The 22,363-nt window shown below is 73.1% G+C and carries 17 protein-coding genes and 2 tRNA genes; 3 read left to right on the plus strand and 16 right to left on the minus strand.

What is annotated here, in order from left to right; all coding sequences use genetic code 11:
• Positions 1–111: 111 nt before the first annotated feature.
• Positions 112–645: a peptidylprolyl isomerase gene (locus ACI79R_RS00410; RefSeq protein ID WP_456571593.1), complete on the minus strand. Its 534-nt coding sequence runs from the start codon at positions 643–645 to the stop codon at positions 112–114.
• 753 nt (positions 646–1,398) lie between these two features.
• Between ACI79R_RS00410 and ACI79R_RS00415 the strand changes: the two genes are divergently transcribed.
• Both ACI79R_RS00415 and ACI79R_RS00420 read left to right on the plus strand, forming a co-directional pair.
• Positions 1,399–2,055 carry an ANTAR domain-containing protein gene (locus tag ACI79R_RS00415; RefSeq protein WP_456571594.1) on the plus strand — a complete coding sequence of 219 codons (657 nt, stop codon included), beginning with the start codon at positions 1,399–1,401 and terminating at the stop codon, positions 2,053–2,055.
• A gap of 363 nt (positions 2,056–2,418) precedes the next feature.
• Entirely contained in the window at positions 2,419–2,814 is a 396-nt protein-coding gene (locus ACI79R_RS00420; protein WP_456571595.1) for an ANTAR domain-containing protein, read from the plus strand.
• Positions 2,815–2,818: 4 nt separating this feature from the next.
• Here the strand turns inward: ACI79R_RS00420 and ACI79R_RS00425 are convergent, their stop codons facing one another.
• The 8 genes from ACI79R_RS00425 to ACI79R_RS00460 all read right to left on the minus strand — a co-directional run bounded on the left by ACI79R_RS00425 (position 2,819) and on the right by ACI79R_RS00460 (position 11,368).
• Complete coding sequence (locus ACI79R_RS00425) at positions 2,819–3,526, minus strand: GAF and ANTAR domain-containing protein (protein ID WP_456572267.1); 708 nt, start codon at positions 3,524–3,526, stop codon at positions 2,819–2,821.
• A gap of 217 nt (positions 3,527–3,743) precedes the next feature.
• Positions 3,744–3,816, minus strand: a tRNA-Ala gene (locus tag ACI79R_RS00430).
• Positions 3,817–3,851: 35 nt separating this feature from the next.
• Positions 3,852–3,995: a DLW-39 family protein gene (locus ACI79R_RS00435; protein ID WP_456571596.1), complete on the minus strand. Its 144-nt coding sequence runs from the start codon at positions 3,993–3,995 to the stop codon at positions 3,852–3,854.
• A gap of 86 nt (positions 3,996–4,081) precedes the next feature.
• Positions 4,082–4,155 (minus strand) — tRNA-Ile (locus tag ACI79R_RS00440).
• 174 nt (positions 4,156–4,329) lie between these two features.
• Positions 4,330–4,938 carry a DUF3566 domain-containing protein gene (locus tag ACI79R_RS00445; RefSeq protein WP_456571597.1) on the minus strand — a complete coding sequence of 203 codons (609 nt, stop codon included), beginning with the start codon at positions 4,936–4,938 and terminating at the stop codon, positions 4,330–4,332.
• Between the two features lie 111 nt (positions 4,939–5,049).
• Positions 5,050–7,518: a DNA gyrase subunit A gene (gene gyrA / locus ACI79R_RS00450; RefSeq protein ID WP_456571598.1), complete on the minus strand. Its 2,469-nt coding sequence runs from the start codon at positions 7,516–7,518 to the stop codon at positions 5,050–5,052.
• A 98-nt stretch (positions 7,519–7,616) separates the two neighbouring features.
• Entirely contained in the window at positions 7,617–9,662 is a 2,046-nt protein-coding gene (gene gyrB, locus ACI79R_RS00455) for a DNA topoisomerase (ATP-hydrolyzing) subunit B (protein ID WP_456571599.1), read from the minus strand.
• A 284-nt stretch (positions 9,663–9,946) separates the two neighbouring features.
• On the minus strand, positions 9,947–11,368 hold the full coding sequence (locus ACI79R_RS00460; RefSeq protein WP_456571600.1) for an APC family permease: 1,422 nt from the start codon (positions 11,366–11,368) through the stop codon (positions 9,947–9,949).
• A gap of 138 nt (positions 11,369–11,506) precedes the next feature.
• Here ACI79R_RS00460 and ACI79R_RS00465 point away from each other — a divergent pair, with 138 nt between their 5' ends.
• A complete protein-coding gene (locus ACI79R_RS00465; protein WP_456571601.1) occupies positions 11,507–13,024 on the plus strand; it encodes an SDR family oxidoreductase in 1,518 nt (505 codons plus the stop codon).
• 94 nt (positions 13,025–13,118) lie between these two features.
• Here the strand turns inward: ACI79R_RS00465 and ACI79R_RS00470 are convergent, their stop codons facing one another.
• From ACI79R_RS00470 to dnaA, 7 genes are all read right to left on the minus strand, one after another.
• Positions 13,119–14,885, minus strand: coding sequence for an ABC transporter ATP-binding protein (locus ACI79R_RS00470; protein WP_456572268.1), 1,767 nt, complete (start codon positions 14,883–14,885; stop codon positions 13,119–13,121).
• An 8-nt stretch (positions 14,886–14,893) separates the two neighbouring features.
• Positions 14,894–15,808 (minus strand): hypothetical protein, encoded by a 915-nt coding sequence (locus tag ACI79R_RS00475; protein ID WP_456571602.1) that lies wholly within the window; start codon positions 15,806–15,808, stop codon positions 14,894–14,896.
• Positions 15,809–15,856: 48 nt separating this feature from the next.
• Positions 15,857–16,357, minus strand: coding sequence for a DUF721 domain-containing protein (locus ACI79R_RS00480; protein WP_456571603.1), 501 nt, complete (start codon positions 16,355–16,357; stop codon positions 15,857–15,859).
• Complete coding sequence (recF, locus tag ACI79R_RS00485) at positions 16,354–17,556, minus strand: DNA replication/repair protein RecF (protein ID WP_456571604.1); 1,203 nt, start codon at positions 17,554–17,556, stop codon at positions 16,354–16,356. Before recF ends, ACI79R_RS00480 begins: the two co-directional genes overlap by 4 nt.
• 31 nt (positions 17,557–17,587) lie before the next feature.
• Positions 17,588–18,610, minus strand: a complete 1,023-nt coding sequence (gene gnd, locus ACI79R_RS00490) for a phosphogluconate dehydrogenase (NAD(+)-dependent, decarboxylating) (protein ID WP_456572269.1) — start codon at positions 18,608–18,610, stop codon at positions 17,588–17,590.
• Positions 18,611–18,631: 21 nt separating this feature from the next.
• Complete coding sequence (dnaN, locus tag ACI79R_RS00495) at positions 18,632–19,777, minus strand: DNA polymerase III subunit beta (RefSeq protein ID WP_456571605.1); 1,146 nt, start codon at positions 19,775–19,777, stop codon at positions 18,632–18,634.
• A 778-nt stretch (positions 19,778–20,555) separates the two neighbouring features.
• On the minus strand, positions 20,556–22,298 hold the full coding sequence (gene dnaA, locus ACI79R_RS00500) for a chromosomal replication initiator protein DnaA (protein WP_456571606.1): 1,743 nt from the start codon (positions 22,296–22,298) through the stop codon (positions 20,556–20,558).
• Between the last annotated feature and the right edge of the window lie 65 nt (positions 22,299–22,363).

Consider the following 22,363-nt stretch of genomic DNA (forward strand, 5'->3'; position numbering starts at 1 on the left):
AGCGCGCGCAGGAGATCCGGGTGGGCCGGTCGGGGTGCCGGTAGCAGGTGGCCGGTGGCGGCGCCGGCTGGGAGGCGTCCCAGCCGGCGTCACCACCGGACGGCGGGGTGGTCAGCTGCGCTGCACCTCGACCGACTCGATCACGACGTCCTGGACGGGACGGTCCTGGCGGCCGGTCTGCACGGCGGCGATCCGGTCGACGACCTCACGGCTGGCCTGGTCGGCCACCTCGCCGAAGATCGTGTGCTTGCCGGTCAGCCACGTGGTCGGGGCGACGGTGATGAAGAACTGGGAGCCGTTGGTGCCGGGGCCGGCGTTGGCCATGGCCAGCAGGTAGGGCTTGGTGAAGGCCAGCTCGGGGTGGATCTCGTCGCCGAACTGGTAGCCCGGGCCCCCGATGCCCTGACCGAGCGGGTCGCCGCCCTGGATCATGAAGCCGGAGATGATCCGGTGGAAGATCGTCCCGTTGTAGAGCGGGTCGGTGGTCTTCTGCCGGGTCTGCGGGTGGGTCCACTCGCGACGGCCCTCGGCCAGGTCGGCGAAGTTCGCCACCGTCTTGGGGGCGTGGTCGGGGAACAGGTCCACGGTGATGTCGCCGTGATTGGTGTGCAGCACGGCGCGGCGTGCGGGGGTCGCTTCGGTCACGACCTCCACTCTCCCACCGACCTGGTCGGCGCGGAGGACCTGGGCAGGCCCGGCGGCCCGTGCGTGGGTGCGCTCGCCGATCGCTCAGTGCGCCGGGGAAGGGCCGAGCCGCGGCAGGCCGCCGTCGACGAGGGCCTCGTCAGCAGCGGTCGCGAGCACCAGGTCCTCGATGCCCGACCACTCGTGCCCGAGTGTCATGCGAGCCGACAACTGCTGCATCGAGTTCATCCCGCCGAGCGCGAGGTAGTCCCACCAGAGCTCGGCGAGGGAGAGGCCGCAGAGACGGCAGGCCAGGACGAGCGTGTCTGTGGACAGGGTGGACGCCTCGGGGTCGCAGTGCGCCCCTTTCTCGGGCCCTTCGACGCTACGCCTCCCAGCCACCCTGCCGGCGGGCGCCGCGCGCCACCGTCGCGGGCCCCCTACGGCCAACCCTCCCCCGGCGCTGTGCAATCGGAGAGAGGCCGGACGTGGACGACGAAAGGGTTCCCGGCTGACCGGTGAGCCGGCTCGGGGAGTACGGTCTGCTCCGTGCCGCAGTGCGGCACCTGTTGGGTCATGACGCGGCCTGCCAGATCCAGGGTCTTCCTCTCGAGCAGGGCTCACTCCGGGGTCGATCGCCTTCGTCGACCAGCCGGACCCGATGGACCGGATCCGCTATGAGCCCTCCGCCCGATCGGCATTCTCCCGAACCGTTCGACGTCCAGGCCGCGTTCGCGGAGCTCGGGCGGTTGTCCTTCGCGGACACCTACCTCGATGGACGTGATGCTGCTGCGCATCGCCGAGCTCGCCAAGCGGGTCACCCCCGGCGTCGCGGAGGCCTCGGTCACCCTCGTCACCCATCACAAGGCGACCAGTGCCGCCTTCACCGGCCCGCTGTCGGTCCAGCTCGACGAGTCGCAGTACAGCCGAGGTCAGGGTCCCTGTCTGGAAGCCGCCGTGGGCCAGGAGATCCAGGAGATCACCGACGCACGCACCGAGGACCGCTGGCCGGGCCACGCCCGCGAGTGCGTCGAGCGGGGGTCTCTGAGTTCCCTGTCCGTTCCCCTGCCGGTCAGGGAATCGGTCCACGGTGCCCTGAACCTCTACGCGACCCGGGCGCATGCATTCGGTGACGAGGCGAAGGCCGTCGCGACCGAGTTCGCCTCCTACGCCGCCATCGCCGTCCAGAACCGTCAGCTCTACGAGAGCAGCCGCGAGCTGGCCGAGCACCTGGACACCGCCATGCGCACCCGAGCGGTCATCGAGCAGGCCAAGGGCATCCTGATGAGCCAGCGGCGCTGCGATGCCGCGGAGGCCTTCAACCTGCTCGCCGCCGCCTCCCAGCGGTCCAACCGCAAGCTCCGCGACATCGCCCAGGCCATCGTCGACGGCGTCAGCGGGGCGTCGAACGACCCCTCAGCCCGCTCGTGACCGTGCGGGCCGGAGCTCGGATGACCGGAGTGCGATGAGCATCGCCGAGCGGTTCGCCGTCGCCCTCGCCGCCTCCGCCGTGGACCTCCCCGACCCGGAGCTGCTGCCCGTGCGCCTGGCCAGGGCCGCCGCCGCCGTCGTCCCCGTCGACGGGGCCGGGATCAGCCTTTTCTTCGCCGCCGACCGCCGGCTGCCCCTCGGTGCCAGCGACCAGGTGTCCGCGCAGGCCGAGCGACTGCAGTTCACCGTCGGCGAGGGCCCTGCCTCTCTTCTCACGCGTCCGGCCGGCCCGTCGTCGCCGAGGAGGCCGATATCGAGGCCCGGTGGCCGGCCTTCCACGACGCCCTGGTCAGCCGCACCTCGGTGCGCGGGATCATCTCGCTCCCGTTCCAGGACGAGCTCCGCGGTCACGGCGCACTGGATCTCTATGTCGTCCCGCCCCACGACGTCCGCACCGTCACGCTCTACGACGCGCTGGTCGTGACCCGCGAGGTCGTCTCGCTGCTCCACCGCGCCGCACGCCCGGTCGGCGCCGACGGGCCGGCCTGGCTCGGAGCACCGGCCGCCGAGCGCCGGGCGCTCGTCTGGCAGGCCATGGGGTTCCTCAACGCCGGGCTGCGCATCACCAGCGAGGACGCCCTCGCCCTGCTCCGAGCGCACGCCTACAGCTCCGGCCTGGCGGTCGACGACCTCGCCGCCCGCGTGCTCGCCCGCGACGTGCCGCTCGAGGAACTCGCCTACGACGACAGGTCCGCCTGAGCTCCTACCGCGACGTCGACGGGGCGTCGGCCCGGCCTCGCGCCGCTGCCGGGACCTGCGGGACGGCTCGCGTCACCGTCAGCTCCGTGGCGATGTCGAGGAGCTTGCGGTTCGTCTGCTGGGAGACCCGTACCAGGATCGCGAAGGCGCGGTCGGCGCTGACGGCGTACCGCTCCATGAGGATGCCCTTGGCCTGACCGATCACGTCGCGGCTGCCCATCCCGGTGCGCAGGTTCATCTCGTGCTGGGCACCGGCCAGCGCCACCGCGGCGTGGGCGGCGAAGACGAGGCCGACGTCCTCGGACTCCTCGCCGAACGCATCCGGCTGCCGCGAGTACAGGTTGAGCGCCCCGAGGTTGTCACCCTCGACGAACAGCTGGAAGCTCACCGAGCTCAGGACGCCGAGCTCGGCCGCGGCCGCCGCGAACCGTGGCCAGCGTTCCTCGCTGCGCATGTCGTCGATGCGGACGGTCGACTCCGTCCACACCGCATCCAGGCAGGGCCCCTCCTGGAGACGGTTCTGGATCTCGTCCACGTGCCGAGGCAGGTCCCCGGTCGCAGCACGCGCCTCGACCCGTCGTCGACCGATCACGTAGCTGATGGAGGCTTCCTCCACGCCCGGGACGACTCCGACGGCACTCTCGGTGATCACCTGCAGCGTCGCCTCGACGTCTCCGTGGCGCTCCTGCAGCGACCGAGCGGCCCGCCCCATCGCCTCGCCGAGATCCGTGCGGGCATCGGGCTCGCCGCCCGTGCTGGTCGATGCGGACAGACGCCGCGCCTCGGCACTCTGGGACGAGCGGCCCCCGCGCCGGTCCTGGGCATGCTCCTCCGCCACGGAAGAACGCTAACCGAGATGGGACCCCTCGGGCGCCACGAGTCGCCGTGATCCCCTGCCGGCGAGCAGGTCGACCATGGTGGAGGAGGAGTGGAGACGAGGGGAATCGAACCCCTAACCCCCGCCTTGCAAAGGCGGTGCTCTGCCAATTGAGCTACGTCCCCGGGAGGGTCGGCCCCTGAGGGCTCCGACCCCGGGTTCAGCGGGTGGTGGGCGTGCTGACCGCCTGGGGGCCGCTGGTGGCCTCCTGCCAGAGGTCGGCCTCGGTGCGGCCCGCGGAGCGCTTGCGGACGGCGGCCAGCGCGGCGGCAGCAGCAGCGGCCAGTGCGAGCTTCTTGATCACGCGGGTGCCTCCTCGGCGGAGAGCCCGCGGCCCCGGGCAGGGGCCGCGGGGACCGGTGGCGACGCCGGCCGGAGCCGGCACACGGGTGGGCCTGGGAGGACTTGAACCTCCGGCCTCATCCTTATCAGGGATGCGCTCTAACCGCCTGAGCTACAGGCCCGTGAACCTCGACCAGCTTACCTGGCCGGTTTCCCGACCCCCGAGGGGGGTGGGGAGGACGGTCAGGCCCCGTCCCGGGTCCCGCCCCGAGCCTGCGAGGGGTGGGAAGGACGGTCAGGCCCCGTCCCGGGTCCCGCCCCGAGCCCGCGAGGGGTGGGGAGGACGGGGTCCTTTCTCAGTCGCGCTCGGAGAGCGTGACCTCGAGGCCGCCGACCAGGTCGGCGCACATGTTGTAGATGAACGCCGCGACGGTGCACAGCGCGGTCATCAGCACGATGTTGATCGCGCCGATCACCGCGGCGCCGCCGAAGACGATGCCCGGCGTGATGACGTCCCCGCCGCCGCTGGAGCCCGAGGCGCTGCCGAGCTGCCCGAACAGGTCGTTGAGGGTGTCGAAGACGCCGAGACCGGAGAGGACGCCGTAGAGGATCCCGACGGCGACCATCCAGATGAAGAACAGCGCGATCGACAGGACCAGCGAGATCTTCAGCGCCGACCAGGTGTCGATGTGCCGCAGCTGCAGCCGGGCGCGGCGGGGACCGCGCGCGGCCTTGCCCTTGCCCTTGGCACCGGCCGGGCGGTCGCCCGACGGGCGGCCGGTGGCCGACGAGCCCGCCGGCCCGGCACCCGCCGGGGCGCCGGCCGCCTGGAGGGCGGCGCTGCCGGTGATGGGGGCGGAGGCGACCGGCGACGCACCGCCGGTGCCGACCGGACTGCCCTGCGGCTCGGCGTCCTCACCGAGCCGGGTGCCGGTGCGCACCGAACCCTGCGTCCGGTCGCTCATGCCTGTCTCCCGTTCCCCAGCGGCGGGCGCCGCTGCGCTGTCAGGTGACCGGTCTCGCGGGACCACGTCATGGGACGCGGTGCCGCGAGGCGCCGGTCATCGCACTCCACCCTAGGCGGGCGGCTCGTCGTTGTCCGTCGTCCGGGCGATCGCGACGATCGACACGTCTTCCGGCAAGTTCATGAGCTTGACACCCATGGTGGCGCGGTCCTTGTTGTGGCGGACCCCGTTGACCGGCGTCCGGATGACGCCGCCGCCGGAGGTGATCGCGTACAGCTCGTCACCGAGCCGGACGGCCAGCGCCCCGACCAGGGAGCCCTTGCGGGCCTTGGGGTCGGCGGTGAGCACGCCCTTGCCGCCACGGCCCTGCGGCGGGTAGTTCTCGATGCCGGTCCGCTTGGCGAAGCCGCGCTCGGTGGCGACGAGGACGTCGACGCCCTCCTCGACCACGATCATCGACAGCAGCTGGTCGTCGGGGGACAGCGAGATGCCCCGGACGCCCTCGGTCGCCCGGCCCATCGGCCGCAGGCTGGTGTCGTCGGCCTTGAACCGGATCGACATCGCCTTGCGGGTGACCAGCAGGAGGTCCTGGTCGGGGTCGATGAGGGCGGCGCCGACCAGCTCGTCGCCGTCGCGCAGGTTGATGGCGATGACGCCGCCGCTGCGCGGGCTGTCGAAGTCGGTGAGGCGGGTCTTCTTCACCTGCCCGTTGGCGGTGGCCAGGACCAGGTACGGCGCGACCGAGTAGTCCTTGATCTGCATGACCTGGGCGATCCGCTCGTCGGGCTGGAACGCCAGGATGTTGGCCACGTGGGCGCCTCGGGCGGTGCGGTTGGCCTCGGGCAGCTCGTAGGCCTTGGCCCGGTAGACCCGGCCCTTGTTCGTGAAGAAGAGGATCCAGTCGTGGGTGGAGCCCACGAAGAAGTGGTCGACGATGTCGTCCTGCTTGAGGGTCGCCCCCATCACGCCCTTGCCGCCGCGGCGCTGCGACCGGTAGAGGTCGCTCTTGGTCCGCTTGGCGTACCCGGTGCGGGTGATGGTGACGACGACCTCCTCCTCCGCGATGAGGTCCTCCATGGAGACGTCGCCCTCGTTGGCGACGAACTTCGTGCGGCGGTCGTCGCCGTACTTGTCCACGATCTCGGCGAGCTCGTCGCGGACGATCTCCCGCTGCCGCTGCGGCGAGGCGAGGATCGCCTGCAGCTCGGCGATGCGGGCCTCGATCTCGGCCAGCTCGTCCATGATCCGCTGGCGCTCGAGGGCGGCCAGCCGGCGCAGCTGCAGGTCGAGAATCGCGACCGCCTGGATCTCGTCGACCTCGAGCAGCTCCATGAGGCCGGTGCGCGCGGCGTCGGCCGAGGGGCTGTTGCGGATGAGGGCGATGACCGCGTCGAGCTGGTCGAGGGCCTTGGCGTAGCCGCGCAGGATGTGCGCGCGCTCCTCGGCCTTGCGCAGCCGGTACCGGGTGCGCCGCTGGATGACCTCGATCTGGTGGTTGACCCACTGGCGCACCAGCTCGTCCAGGCGCAGCGTCCGCGGGACGCCGTCGACGATCGAGAGCATGTTGCAGCCGAACGAGGTCTGCAGCTGGGTGTGCTTGTAGAGGTTGTTCAGCACGACCTTGGCCACGGCGTCGCGGCGCAGGGTGATGACCAGCCGGCGGCCCACGCGGTCGGAGGACTCGTCGGCGATCTCGCTGATGCCCTGGAGGCGCCCCTCCTTGACCGCCTCGGCGATCGACTCGGCGAGGTTGTCCGGGTTCACCTGGTACGGCAGCTCGGTGACCACGAGCTGGACGCGACCGCGGGCGTCCTCCTCGACGGTGACCACCGCGCGCATGCGGACCGAGCCGCGGCCGGTGCGGTAGGCGTCCTCGATGCCCTCGCGGCCGACGATCAGGCCGTACGTGGGGAAGTCCGGGCCCTTGATCCGCTCCATGCAGGCGGTGAGCGCCTCCTCGGCCTCGGCCTCGGGGTGCTCGAGCATCCAGAAGACGGCCTCGGCGACCTCGCGCAGGTTGTGCGGCGGCATGTTGGTCGCCATGCCGACCGCGATGCCGGCCGAGCCGTTGATCAGCAGGTTCGGGACCCGCGACGGCAGGACCAGCGGCTCCTGCGTCCGGCCGTCGTAGTTGGCCTGGAAGTCGACGGTCTCCTCGTCGATGCCGGACAGGATCTCCATGGCCAGCGGCGTCAGGCGGCACTCGGTGTAGCGCATGGCGGCCGCGGGGTCGTTGCCCGGGGAGCCGAAGTTGCCCTGGCCGTCGATCAGCGGGTAGCGCATCGACCACGGCTGGGCCAGCCGGACGAGGGCGTCGTAGATCGCCGAGTCGCCGTGGGGGTGGTAGTTGCCCATGACCTCGGCGACCGGGCGGGCGCACTTGACGTACCCGCGGTCCGGGCGGAAGCCCTGGTCGTACATCGCGAAGAGCACGCGCCGGTGCACCGGCTTGAGGCCGTCGCGGACCTCCGGCAGGGCGCGGCCGACGATCACGCTCATCGCGTAGTCGATGTAGCTGCGCTGCATCTCCTGCTGGAGGTCGACCGGCTCGATGCGGTCGCGGGCTGGGGTCTCCGTCACGGTTCAGGTCCTCAGTCGAAGGACCCCGTCCTCCCCACCCCTCGCGTGCTCGGGGCGGGGCCCGGGACGGGGCCGGGATGGTGCAGGGGCAGGGGGCGTTACACGTCGAGGAAGCGGACGTCCTTGGCGTTGCGGGTGATGAAGCTGCGGCGGGCCTCGACGTCCTCGCCCATGAGGATGCTGAACAGCTCGTCGGCGGCGGCGGCGTCCTCGAGGGTGACCTGGCGCAGGATGCGGGTCTCGGGGTTCATCGTGGTCTCCCACAGCTCGCTGGCGTTCATCTCGCCGAGCCCCTTGAACCGCTGGATCATCTCGTCCTTGACCTTGCGGCCGCTCTCGGCGCCGGCCTTGACGACGGCGTCGCGCTCCTTGTCGCTGTAGGCGTACTCGTCGCCGATCTTGCCGCCCCACTTGATCTTGTACAGCGGCGGCTTGGCCAGGTAGACGTACTGCCCCTCGACCAGCGGCCGCATGAAGCGGAACAGCAGGGTCAGCAGCAGCGTGCTGATGTGCTGGCCGTCGACGTCGGCGTCCGCCATCAGGACGATCTTGTGATAGCGGAGCTTGGTGATGTCGAACTCGTCGTGGATGCCGGTGCCGAACGCGGTGATCATCGACTGGACCTCGGCGTTCTTGAGGACCCGGTCGATGCGCGCCTTCTCGACGTTGATGATCTTGCCGCGGATGGGCAGGATCGCCTGGAACATCGAGTCGCGGCCGGACTTGGCCGAGCCGCCGGCCGAGTCGCCCTCGACGATGTAGACCTCGGAGTTGCGCGGGTCGGTGGAGCGGCAGTCGGCGAGCTTGCCCGGCAGGCCGCTGACCGACAGCAGGCTCTTGCGGGCCAGCTTGCGGGCGTCCTGCGCGGCGCGGCGGGCCCGCGCGGCGGACGACGCCTTGGTGATGACGGCCTTGGCCTCGGTGGGGTTGGCCTCGAACCAGTGGCCGATCTGCTCGTTGCAGACGCGCTGCACGAAGCCCTTGACCTCGGTGTTGCCGAGCTTGGTCTTCGTCTGGCCCTCGAACTGCGGGTCGCCGAGCTTCACCGAGACGATGGCCGCCAGGCCCTCGCGGATGTCGTCGCCGGTGAGCTTCTCGTCCTTCTCCTTGAGCAGCTTCTTCTCGACGGCGTAGCGGTTGACGATCGAGGTCAGCGCCGCGCGGAAGCCCTCCTCGTGGGTGCCGCCCTCGTGCGTGTTGATGATGTTCGCGAAGGTGTGCACCGACTCCGAGTAGGCGTCGGACCACTGCATGGCGACGTCGAGGGACATCGCGGTGTCGTTCTTGCCGGTGCCGTCGGCGGAGAAGCTGATGACCGACCGGTGGATCGGGGTGCGGCGCCGGTTGATGTGGGTGACGTAGTCGACCAGGCCGCCGTCGTAGCGGTAGGTGATCTCGGTGGGCTCGAACGCCTCGTCCTCGTGACCGGGCGCCGGGGCCTCCTCGGCGAGCGAGGCCTCGTCGGCCAGGCCGGTGTCGGCCTTGCCCTGACCCGGCCGCTCGTCGCGCAGCACGATGGTCAGGCCCTTGTTCAGGAAGGCCATCTCCTGCAGGCGCCGGTTGATCGTGTCGAACGAGTAGGTCGTCGTCTCGAAGATGTCGCCGTCGGCCCAGAACGTGATGGCGGTGCCGCGCTTGGTGGTCGGGCCGACCTTGGTCAGCGGCCCGGGCTTGGCGTAGGTGTAGCTCTGCTGCCACTCGCTGCCGTGCGACCAGACGGTGACGTCCAGGCGCGTGGACAGGGCGTTGACGACGGTGACGCCGACGCCGTGCAGACCGCCGGAGACGCCGTAGCTCTTCCCGTCGAACTTCCCGCCCGCGTGGAGGACGGTCATGATCACCTCGACGGTGGGCCGCTTCTCCACCGGGTGCATGTCGACGGGGATGCCGCGGCCGTTGTCCTCGACCCGGACGCCGCCGTCGGCCAGCAGGGTGACCCGCACGGTGTCGCAGTAGCCGGCGAGCGCCTCGTCGACGGCGTTGTCGACGACCTCCCACACCATGTGGTGGAGGCCGCGCTCACCGGTGGAGCCGATGTACATACCGGGGCGCTTGCGGACGGCCTCGAGACCCTCGAGGACCGTGATGGACGACCCGGAGTAGGCGTTGTCGGTCGTGCTGTCCGTCTTCGGTCGAGCGACCACGTGGGACCCTTCTGTCGCGCAACCGGGGGCCCGGGCACCCCACTGCCGTGGGGTGCTCCGAGGGCGCAGAGAGGCACTCAGCCGGTTGCTGGCGGTGTTCGCTCTCAAGAGTACCGGGTGGTACGACAGGAACCGCGCCGTCCAGGCCCTCAGGTCGCTCCTGTGCCACTCCCGACACCTCTGCCACCACCGGGACGGGGCCGGGCGTTCCCGCGCCGTCCGGCGGGCGCTGAGGGCCGCGCGCCGGATGCCGGCGGCACGCCCGCCCGCGACGCGGCCCCTCCTTAGTTGCGCGGGCCGTGCGGGGGCGCGTCGCTGTGCAGCGCGGCCTCCAGGTCGCTGGGGCCGGCGCCGGTCCGCCTGTTCACGAACACCGTCACCAGCCACAGGACGACGCCGATCGCGAGCAGGACGCCGGCGATCCGGTACTGCTCCGCGGCCCGCCCGGAGAACGGCGTGGCGAGGAAACCGCAGGCCAGCGCGCCGACGACGGGCAGGATGGTCGGCGTCCGGAAGTGGTCGGCGTCGACCCGGTCCTTGCGGAGCACCAGCACCGCCACGTTGACGACGGTGAAGACGACCAGCAGCAGCAGCGCCGTCGTCCCGCCCAGGGCCGGCACCTCGCCGACGAAGGTGATGAGGCCGAAGGCCAGCAGCGTGGTGAAGAGGATCGCCGTCCACGGGGTGCGGCGGCCGGGCAGCACCCGGCCCAGCTGCGGCGGCAGCACCCGCTCGCGGGAGAGGCCGTAGACCAGCCGGCTGGCCATGAGCATGTTGATCAGCGCGGTGTTGGCGACGGCGAACATCGTGATGATCCCGAACAGGCCCAGCGGGAAGTCCGGTGCGCCGGCGGACACGACCCGCAGCAACGGCGGGGTGTCGGGGTCGCTGAGCTGCTCGGACGGCACCAGGGCGATCGCCGAGATCGACACCAGCACGTAGATCAGGCCGGTGATGCCCAGGCCGGTGAGCAGCACCTTGGGGAAGATCCGCCGCGGCTCCTTGCACTCCTCGGCCATGTTCACCGAGTCCTCGAAGCCCACCATGGCGAAGAACGCGAGGCCGGTCGCGGCGATGACACCGGCCAGGACGCCCTTGTCACCGGTGTCGAACTCGGTGACCCGCGAGAAGTCGCCCTCGCCGCCGAACAGCGCCCAGGCGCCGATGCCGATGATGATCAGCAGGCCGGAGAGCTCCACGCAGGTGAGGACGACGTTGCTCTTCACGCTCTCGCCGACGCCCCGCAGGTTGACCGCGGCGACCAGTGCCATGAAGCCCAGGCCGATGAACGTGATGCCCCACCCGCCGAGCTCGACCCCGAACACCTCGGCGGCGTTCTCGCTGAACGCCCGCGCCGCGGTCGAGGCCGACGTGATGCCCGAGCTCATCACCGCGAAGGCGACGAGGAACGTGACGAAGTGGACGCCGAACGCCTTGTGCGTGTACAGCGCCGCGCCCGCCGCCTGCGGGTACTTGGTGACCAGCTCCAGGTAGCTGAAGGCGGTGATCAGCGCGACGAGGAAGGCGATCAGGAACGGCAGCCACACCACACCGCCGACCTCGGCGGCGACCGTGCCGGTCAGCGCGTAGATCCCGGTGCCCAGGACGTCACCGACGATGAACAGCAGGAGCAGGCCGGGGCCCATCACCCGCTTGAGGGCCGGCTGGCCGCTCGTCGTCTCCTCGCCGGTCTGCGTGCTCGCCATGACCCGCCTCCTGCTCGACCCGCTCGGACCTCGGCCGGGATGCCGGTGTCGAGATGATCTCGGCTGGCCCGGCGGGCCGCGACTCGGACGGCGGGCTCCGGCCGGGCGGTCACCCGGACGGGCGCCGACACTCGGGACATGGCCGAGCCCGCTGCGAATCCCCCGTCCCTGACCTGCCTGGTGACCGGGGCGACCGGCTACATCGGCGGGCGGCTGGTGCCCGAGCTGCTGGCCGCCGGCCACCGCGTGCGGGTGCTGACCCGCGACCCCGCCCGGCTGCGCGACCAGCCGTGGTCCGGGCAGGTGGAGATCGCCCGGGGCGACGCGCTGGACGAGGCGGCCGTCGCCGCCGCGGTGGACGGCGTCGACGTCGTCTACTACCTGATCCACTCGCTCGGCACCGGCGCGGAGTTCGAGGAGCGCGACCGCCGCACCGCGCAGGTGATGGCCGGCGCCGTCCGCGCGGCCGGGGTGGGCCGGCTGGTCTACCTCGGCGGGCTCGAGCCGCGGGACGAGGAGCTCTCACCGCACCTGCGCTCGCGCGCCGAGGTGGCCTCGGTGCTGCTGGACTCCGGCGTGCCGACCGTGGTGCTGCGGGCGGCGGTCGTGCTCGGCTCGGGGTCGGCGTCGTTCGAGATGCTGCGCTACCTGACCGAGCGGCTGCCGGTCATGGTGACCCCGCGGTGGGTGCACAGCCGGATCCAGCCGATCGCCATCCGCGACGTCCTGCGCTACCTGGTCGGCTGCGCCACCCTGCCGGCCGACGTCCACCGGTGCTTCGACATCGGCGGCCCCGACGTCATGGACTACGCGTCGATGATGCAGCGCTACGCCGAGGTGGCCGGCCTGCCCCGGCGGCGGATCCTGCCGGTGCCGTTCTTCAGCCCGTCGCTGTCCTCCCACTGGGTCGGGGTCATCACGCCGGTGCCCGCGTCGATCGCCCGGCCGCTGGTCGAGTCGCTGCGCAACACCGTCGTCGTCGAGGAGCACGACATCGCGCGGTACGTGCCGGATCCGCCGGAGGGGCTGCTCGGTTTCGACGACGCCGTCCGGCTGGCCATCCAGCGGATCCGCGACCACGACGTCGCCACGCGCTGGGCCAGCGCCTCCGTGCCCGGCGCGCCGTCGGACCCGCTGCCCACCGATCCCGACTGGGCCGGCGGCAGCCTCTACCTCGACGAGCGGACCCGGGAGACCGACGCCACCCCGGACGCCCTGTGGCGGGTGGTCGAGGGGATCGGCGGGGAGACCGGCTGGTACTCGTTCCCGCTGGCCTGGGAGGTGCGCGGGCTGCTCGACCGGGCAGTCGGCGGGGTGGGCCTGCGCCGCGGCCGGCGCAGTCCGACCGACCTGTACGTCGGCGACGCCCTGGATTTCTGGCGGGTCGAGGAGCTGGAGGAGGGGCGGCTGCTCCGGCTGCGGGCGGAGATGCGGCTGCCCGGCCTGGCCTGGCTGGAGTTCCACGTGGAACAGGTGGACGGCCGCACCGTGCTGCGGCAGAAGGCCACGTTCCACCCGCGCGGGCTCCTGGGCCACGCCTACTGGTGGTCGGTCGCGCCGTTCCACGGATTCGTCTTCGGCAGCATGATCCGCAACATCTGCCGGGCGGCGGAGCGCGGAGCGACCGATCCCGCGCAGCCGGCGACGGCGGCCTGACCGCCGTCCTCCCCGACCGCAACGGGTCCTCCCCGACCGCGCACCCCCGGGGAGGACCCCACACGATCAGGGACCCTGATCGTGTGGGGGGCGCTCACACCAGCAGCTGGGCCGTGGCCAGCTCCCGGTAGAGCGGGCTGGTCTCCAGCAGCTGCGCATGCGTGCCGCGGCCCACCACCCGGCCACCGTCCAGGACGACGATCTCGTCGCTGTCGAGCACCGTCGACAGCCGGTGCGCCACCACCAGCAGGGCGCGGTCGGCGGCCGCGGCCGCCAGGGTGCGGCGCAGCAGGTCCTCGTTGCGGGCGTCGAGGCTGGCGGTGGGCTCGTCGAGCAGCAGCAGCGACGGCCGGGCCAGCAGCGACCGGGCGATCGCCAGGCGCTGCCGCTCGCCGCCGGAGAGCAGCACCCCCTCGTCCCCGACCAGGACGTCGAGGCCGCGGGGCGACCGCTGCACGATCCCGGTGAGGCCGACGTCGGCCAGCACCGCCCACAGCTCCGGCTCGGTCGCCTCCGGCGCGGCGAGCAGCAGGTTCTCCCGCACCGTGCCGGCCAGCACCGGCGCCTCCTGCTCCACGTAGCCCAGCCGTGCCCGCAGCGCCGCGCGCGGCAGGTCGCGCACGTCGGTGCCCGCCCAGCGGATCGCGCCCCCGGTCAGCGGGTAGAAGCCCTCGACCAGGGCGAGCACCGTGGACTTGCCCGCCCCGGACGGCCCGACCAGGGCCACCCGCGCGCCCGCGGGCACGGTCAGCGAGACCCCGTGCAGCACCGGCGTGCCGTCGGGATAGGCGAACGAGACGTCGTCCAGCTCGAGCAGCGGCGTCCCGGGGGCGGGACGGGCCGGGGCCGCCACGACGGCGCCGCCCCGCTCGGGCCGCGCGTCGTCCTCCGGCTCGAGCGCCAGCACCTCCTGCACCCGCGCGAGCGCGCCCAGCCCGGTCTGCAGCTGGGTCCACGCCGAGATGGTCTGGCCCAGCGGCATGACCAGCAGGAACAGGTACAGGATGAACGCGATGAGGTCGGCGACGGCGATCGAGCCGGTCGCCACCCGGTAGCCGCCCAGCCCCAGGACGGCGAGGAAGGCCCCCTGGACGGCGATCGAACCGGCCGGCTCCACCAGCGCCTGCAGCCGGGCCACCGCGACCCCGGCCCGGTACGCGCGGGCGGCGCTGCCCTGCACGACCTCCACCTCGCGCGCGGTCGCGCCGCTGGCCCGGATGGTGCGCACCGCCGACAGCGCGCGCTCGACGGCGGCGCTCATCGCGCCGACCTCCTCCTGCGCCTGGCGGGACAACCGGCGCACGCCCCGGCTGGTGGAGATCGCGACGGTGGTGCCCACCGCGACGGCGAGCACGGTCACCAGCAGCAGCCAGACGTCGACCAGCGCCATCGCCACCAGCGCACCGACCGCGACCACCACCGACCCGGCCACCTCGACGACGCCGGAGGTGACCGTCGCGCGCAGCAGCGTGGTGTCCGCGCCGAGCCGGGACATCAGGTCGCCGGTGCGGCGGCGGTCGTACTCCGCGACCGGCAGCCGCAGCAGCCGGTCGGCCACCAGCCGCCGGGTGGTGAGGACGACGCCCTCGGCACTCCGCTGCAGCACGTAGGACTGGGCGGCGCCCAGCACCGCCGCGCCGACGAGGACGACGAGCAGCGCGGCGACCTCGGGCAGCAGGGCCCGCCCGGCGCCGACCGCCTCGATCACCCGCGCGACGAGGGCCGGCTGCGCCAGCGCCGCGGCCGCTCCCACGAGCGAGAGCAGGGCCGCGAGCGCCAGCGCCCGGCGGTGCGGGCGGAGCAGGGGCAGCAGCTGGCGCAGCCCGGCGGCGGGCGGTGCCGGCGCCCCGGTCGCGTCCAGGTGCCGGCCTACAGGGCGGCGGCCAGCGCGCCGACCATCGCGGCGAGCAGCCGGGCGTGGTGCTCGATCAGCTCCGGCCGGTGCCCGTCGGGCCGGATGGCCGCGAGGTGCCCGGCCGCCGACCAGAACTCGTCGCCGTCGTCGCTGCCCAGCAGCAGCCCGCGGACCGCCGGGTCCTGCACCAGGCGCTGCACGGCCGGGCCGTCCTCGGTGGCCAGCAGCTGCCAGCGCGAGTCGAACTCCGGATCGCCGCTGGGCACCGGCACCAGCCCGCCGGTGCGGTGCTTCCAGAACCGGGCCGGCGACAGCCGCAGCCCCGGGAGGCCGGTCAGCACCGGGGCGGCGGTGATCGCGTACTCCGGGACGAGGTACTTCCCGGACGCGTAGACGACGTCGAAGGCGACCAGCTCGAGGCTGCCGTACCGGCCGCGCATCACGCCGGCGGCGCGGTGGTCCCTGGTCAGCCGGGTGGGCGCCGAGGCGACGAGCTCGGCGAGGACGGCGTCCTGGGGGCCGCTGCCGTCGGACACCGTCCAGCCGTGCTGCACCGCCCAGCCCTGGGCGCCGACCTGGTCACCCTGGTAGGCGAACACCTTCTCGACCTCGCCCGGCGTGCGCGGGCGGCGTGGTCCGAACAGCCCGCGCTGCGGCGGGGCCTGCTCGACGGTGGGCTGGTCGGGATCGGGCTGCTGCCACGGCTCGTAGCCCGGCTGGGGCGCCGGCGCCGGCCGGTCGGGGGTGGCCGGGGGGAGATCCCAGCCCGGCGGCTGCCACCCCGCGCCCTCGGCCGGCCGGTCGGCGGCCGGGGGCTGCGCACCGGCGGGCGGGGTGTCGGACCCGTCGCCGAGGTGGGCCGGCTCCCGCCAGGTGTTGCCGGCGTCGTCGTCGAAGCCGTCCCGGTCGCGGTCGCGCGGGCTGGTCATCGCTGGCACGTCCTCATCTGGTGGTCCTCCCGGGCGGCCGGTGCCGCCCTATCCGTACGTGTCGCGCGGCCCCCGACCGCGGACCGACCGCGGGCCCTTCTTCCAACTCGGGGCCGTCGGTCCGACAACGCGCAACCGGGTCACGACGTCCCCGCCGACCGAGGCGCGCAGCCGGCCGAGGATGGTCGGCGCGAGCAGCCGCAGCTGGGTGGCCCAGGCGGTCGACTCCGCCACCACCAGCAGCTCGCCCTCGCTGAGGGTCTCCGGCCGGCAGTGCGCGGCGATCTCCGGGCCGACCAGCGCGTCCCAGCGGCCGAACACCGAGCCCACCCGGGTGTGCGCGGTCCAGTCCTGGTCGCTGACCAGCTTGTCGACCAGCCGCCCCAGCGGTTGCGGGTCGTCGGCGCTGGGGCCGGCGGGGGTCCACCGCCGCCGCGGGCCGGCGATCCGGCGCCGGGTCGGCTGCGGGCGGGAGGCGGCCGCGGCGCGGGCGGCCTCCAGCGCCGCGCGGGCGACGTCGCTCGGCCGTCCCGGCCTCTCCTCGCTCACCGGGCCCCCTCCTCCAGCACCTCGGGCTCGTCCGCGGAGGCGTCCTCCGCGGGATCGTCGACCACGAACGCCGACCCGCCGGCCACCTGCACGCGCGTGCCGCGCAGTTCCGGCGGCACGTCGTCGAGCACCGCCGCGGTGATCAGCGTCTGCTCGGCCGAGCGGGCGACCGCGGCCAGGGCCGCCCGCCGGTCGGCGTCGAGGGTGGCGAAGACGTCGTCCAGCACGAGGATGGGCTCCTCGCCGTCGGCCCTCAAGAGCGCGAAGCAGCCCAGCTTGAGCGCCAGCGCCAGCGACCAGGACTCGCCGTGGCTGGCGTAGCCCTTGGCCGGCACGGGACCGAGGTGGATGACCAGGTCGTCGCGGTGCGGACCGACGAGCGTCATCCCGCGGTCCACCTCGTCCTGCCGCCGCTCGGCCACCCGGGCCCGCAGCGCCTCGGCCAGCTCGGCCGTCGTCGGCAGCGCCGTCCCCGCGGTCAGCGCAGCGCCCTCGCCGGCCAGCGGGACGGTGCTGCTGTAGCCCAGCCCGGCGGACGGGGCATCGGGTCCGGCGACCTGGCCGTGCGCCCGCTCGACGTGCGGCGCGAGGTCGGCGACCAGCCGCAGCCGGGCGGCCAGCAGCTGGCTGCCGAGGTCGACCAGGTGGCCGTCCCAGACGTCGAGCGTGGCCAGCGCGCCGCCGCGGGCCATCCGGGCGGTCTTGAGCAGCGCGTTGCGCTGCTTGAGCACCCGGTCGTAGTCGCTGCGCACGCCGGCCAGCCGCGGGGTGCGGCTGACCAGCAGGTCGTCGAGGAAGCGGCGCCGTTCCGCGGGGTCGCCGCGCACCAGCACGAGGTCCTCGGGCGCGAACAGCACGGTCTTCACCAGGCCGAGGACCTCGCGGGGGCGGGGCAGCGGCGCCCGGTTGACCCGCACCCGGTTGGCCTTGCCGGGGTTCACCTCGATCTCGACGAGCAGCTCGCGGTCCTCCCGGCGCAGCGCGGCCCGGACGACGGCCTGCGCCGCGCCGTGCCGGACCAGCGCCGCGTCCGAGGACACCCGGTGGCTGCTCATCGTGGCCAGGTAGCCCACGGCCTCGACCAGGTTGGTCTTGCCCTCGCCGTTGCGGCCGACGAAGACCGTCGGGCCGGGCCGCAGGGCGAGGTCCACGAGCTCCCAGCTGCGGAAGGAGCCCAGCTGCAGGTGGCGGACGTACACCTGGCTCAGGACCCCGTCGGTGCGGTGTCGTTCACGCGGGGCGCTCGGCCTCCTGGGCCTGCACCGCCTGGACGGCGTGCCCGCCGAACTGGTTGCGCAGCGCGGCGACCGCCTTCATCGTCGGCGAGTCCTCCTGCCGGGAGGAGAAGCGGGCGAACAGCGACGCGGCGATCGTCGGCATCGGGACGGCGTTCTCGATGGCCTGCTCCACCGTCCAGCGGCCCTCGCCGGAGTCCTCGGCGTAGCCCCGGATCCGCTCGAGGCCCGGGTCCTCCTGCAGCGCGCGCACCAGCAGGTCCAGCAGCCAGGAGCGGATGACGGTGCCCTGCGTCCAGGAGGCGACGACGCCGGGGACGTCCTCGATCAGGTCGACCGCGGCCAGCAGCTCGTAGCCCTCGCCGTAGGCCTGCATCATCGCGTACTCGATGCCGTTGTGGACCATCTTGCTGAAGTGCCCGGCGCCCACCGGCCCGGCGTGCACGAAGCCGGCGCCGGGCATCGCCTGCCCGGACTCGTCCTCGGGTGCCGGCGGCCGGAGCGCGTCGAACACCGGCTGCACCTTGGCGACGTCCTCCGTGGTGCCACCGACCATGAGCGCGTAGCCGTTCTCCAGGCCCCACACGCCGCCGGAGACGCCGGCGTCGATGTAGCCGATGCCCTTCTCGCGGCACATGACGTCGTGCACCTGGTCGTCGGTGTACTTGGAGTTCCCGCCGTCGACGATGACGTCGCCGGGCTCCAGCAGGTCGGCGAGCTCCTTGACCGTCGCCCGGGTGGGCTCCCCGGCGGGCACCATCACCCACACCACGCGCGGCGCCTGCAGCGCCTCGACCAGCGCGGGGAGGCTGTCGACGTCCCGCTTCCCCGGCGAGCGGTCGTAGCCGACCACCTCGTGACCGGCGCGGCGTACCCGCTCGGCCATGTTGCCGCCCATCTTGCCCAGCCCGACCAGCCCCAGCTGCACGACAGCAGTCCCCTCTTCGTGATCCCGTTTCCAGCGCTCATCGTGCGCGATGCCCGGCCTCGCTGCAGGGTCCCGCCGTGAGCGTGCCAGCGGTGGGGCAGCGAGGTGCGCTCAGCCCGGGAGGCGCACCGGCATGATCAGGTAGCGGTAGCTGCCCGGCTGCTCGGGGCGCTGCGCGGCGTCGTCGTCGGCGGCCGGCTCCTCGACCCCCGAGAGCACGGCGGGCTTGAGGGGGCTCACGAAGTCCATCCGCGCCCGGCCGGTGTGCACCGCGGCCAGCCCGTCGAGCAGGAACGACGGGTTGAAGCCGATGGTCAGCGGCTCGCCCTCGAACTCGACGTCGCAGCGCTCCTCGGCCTGGCCCTCGTCGTCGGTGCCCCCGGCCCGCAGGGTGACCTGCCCGGGGGTGAACTCGCACCGCAGCGGGGTGCCGCGCTCGGCGACCAGCGCGACGCGCTTGGCCGCGTCGGTGAACAGCCCGACCGGCAGCGTCGCGTGCGCGTGCGACTCGCTCGGCATGATCGCCCGGTACTTCACGAACTCGGCGTCCAGCAGCCGGGTGGTGGTCTGCCGGTCCTTGCCCGACAGGCCCAGGATGCCCTCGCCCGAGCCGCCGGAGGACAGCGAGACGACGATCTCGGGTCCGCTGGTCAGCGTCTTGGCGGCGTCGGCCAGCGTGCGCGCCGGCACGAGGACGGCCGCCGAGATCCCGGGGGTGTCCGGGCGCCAGGCGAACTCGCGCACCGCGAGCCGGTACCGGTCGGTCGCGGCCAGGGTGACGCGGTCGTCCTCGATCTCCAGCCGGACGCCGGTGAGCATGGGCAGGGTGTCGTCCCGGCCGGCGGCGACGGCCACCTGGCTGACCGCCTCGGCGAACACGTCGCTGTCCACCACGCCGGCCGACGACGGCATCGAGGGCAGTGACGGGTAGTCCTCGACCGGCAGCGTCGGCAGGCTGAACCGGGCATTGCCGCAGGTGATGGCCAGCCGGGCGCCCTCGGCCCGCACGTCGACCGGATGCGGCGGCAGCGCGCGGGTGATCTCGGCCAGCAGCCGGCCGGGCACGAGCACCCGGCCGCTCTCCGAGGCCTGGACGTCGACCTCCGCACGCGCGGACACCTCGTAGTCGAAGCCCGACACCGACAGCTGGCTGCCGTCGACCTCCAGCAGGATGCCGGCCAGGACGGGGACCGACGGACGAGGCGGCAGGCTGCGCGCCGTCCACGCGACCGCATCGGAGAGCACCTCGCGTGCCACCCGGAACTCCATGACCTGACCCACCCCTGCTCTGTCGTCCTGCTCCGTGCACGCCTCGGCACGGGACACCCGGTACCGCGTGCGGCTGGACCCATCGTGCCGTGTGCGGCCCCCAGGGGGGAAACCGCTGTCCTGCGATCGGGTCCCGGGGCCCGTCCGGGCGCGGTCCCTTCCTGCTGTCCCTGCTGATCTTCTGCGGTCCCGGGGACCCCCGGACCGCAGCGTCCCCACCCAGAGTGTGGTTCGAGAACTCCCCGAGATAACTCCCTCATCCTCGTCATCACTGGTGTGGAAGCTGGGGACGGAGGTCGTTCGCGCAGGTCAGTGCCGGAGTCGACATGTTGGCCGACTGTGGGTGGTCGCTGTGCGCCTGTTGTCGACACGTGGACATCTCGACGGTTGTGCACCGGGGGTGCCCGTCGTCCACGTCCTGTCCCCTGCTGTCTCCCGTCCCCGTCCCCAGGCCGTACCCAGGGCGTCCGGCGACGGCCGCACGACGGAACGGCTCCAGACCGTCCGGAACTGCACACGGAGCGCATCGATGCAGGTCAGCCGCGTGTCGGTGCCCCGGACGGGTGATCGCGACCGGCGCCAGCGGAGTGGCCGCGGGGCCGCCGTCCACGGGACCGGCGGCCGGGATTCCCCAACCTGTGCACATTCCTGGGGACAACTCGTCGACGTGTCGACCGAGGTCACCGCCCGGGTGGGCCCGGAAGCCGCCGTCCGCCCGGGCGGTCACCGACCGCGGCGGTCCCCAGGGTTGTGGACAGCCGGGGGACTACTGGCGGGCGCGGCTCTTGATCCGCGCGGTCAGCTCGGTCACCTGGGTGTAGGTGGCCCGGCGCTCGCTCATGAGGTTGGTGATCTTCTTGACCGCGTGCATGACCGTGGTGTGGTCCTTGCCGCCGAAGGACGCCCCGATGCGCGGCAGGGACAGCTCGGTGAGCTCGCGGCACAGGTACATGGCGATCTGGCGGGCGTTGACGAGGGTGCGGCTGCGGTTGCTGCCCTGCAGCTCCTCCATCGTCACGGAGAAGTACTCCGCGGTGGCCGCCATGATGATCGCCGCGGTGATCTGCGGGCCCTGCTCGTCGCTGATCAGGTCCTTCAGCACCAGCTCGGCCAGCGGCAGGTCGACCTGCTGCTTGTTGAGGCTGGCGAACGCGGTGACCCGGATCAGCGCGCCCTCGAGCTCGCGGATGTTGGTCTGCACCTTGCTGGCGATGAACTCCAGCACCGCGTCGGGCACCTGCAGCCGCTCGCCCCAGGCCTTCTTGCGCAGGATCGCGATGCGGGTCTCGAGGTCCGGCGCCTGGACGTCGGTGATCAGTCCCCACTCGAACCGGGTGCGCAGCCGGTCCTCCAGCGTCGTCAGCTTCTTCGGCGCGCGGTCGGAGGTGATGACGATCTGCTTGCTGGCGTTGTGCAGCGTGTTGAAGGTGTGGAAGAACTCCTCCTGCGTCCGCTCGGCCCGCTCGAGGAACTGGATGTCGTCGATCAGCAGGAAGTCGATGTCCCGGTAGCGACGGCGGAAGTCCTCGGCCCGGCCGGAGTGGACCAGGTTGATGAACTCGTTGGTGAACTCCTCGGTGCTCACGTAGCGCACCCGCACGTTGGGGAACATGCGCGCGGCGTAGTGGCCGATGGCGTGCAGCAGGTGGGTCTTGCCCAGCCCCGAGTCGCCGTAGATGAACAGCGGGTTGTAGGCCCGCGCCGGTGCCTCGGCGACCGCCACCGCCGCGGCGTGGGCGAACCGGTTGCTGTTGCCGATGACGAAACTGTCGAAGACGTACTTGGGGTTGAGTCCCGGGTCCTGACCGGCCGGCCGGCGCTCGCCGCCGAACAGCGACACCGCCTCCCCACCGCCACCGCCACCGCCGCCGCGGGCGGGGCGGCCGGAGTCCGGGCGTCGCGGTGCGGCGTCGTCGTCGGCCGGCGGCTCGTCGGGCAGGCCGAGGTCGAAGGGGAGGACGGCGGCGCCGTCGTCGGCACCGCCCCAGTCGCGGGTGCTGCGCCGGCTGCGGCCCCCGGCCGGGCGGAGCGCGGCGGGGCTCCAGTCGGTGCCCGGCTGCGGCGCCGGTGGCGCGGCCTCGCGCTCCCACGGGGGCGGGGTGTCGGCGCGGACGCCGAAGGCCGACCGGCCGTCGTCGGCCCGGTCACGCTGGTCGCGGTCCTCCTCGGCGCGGGAGGCCTCGACCTGCGACCACGGCCGCCGGGTGGGCAGCGGCTCGACCGGCTCGGGAGCCGACCGGGTGTCGGCCGGGGCGTCCTCCAGCTGGACGGCGACCCGGATGTCGCGGCCGAGCTGCTCGGACAGCGCCTCGGCGAGCACCCGGCGCATCCGGGACTCCAGCACCGTCTGGGTGAACTCGTTCGGGGCGGCCAGCACCGCGGTGTCCTCGACCAGACCCAGGGGCCGGGTCAGGTTCAGCATCGCGTTCTGCTGCGGGGAGAGGCTCGTGGCCAGTCGCCGGCGGATCTGGTCCCAGACCGTCGCCAGGTCGACGGTGGCATCGGCCATGACGGTTCCTCCCCTTGCTGTGTCCGGCGCCGTCGCACACGGCCCGGTCGCGTCGCCCCGAGCGG

This window comes from Blastococcus sp. SYSU D00820, assembly GCF_054050695.1.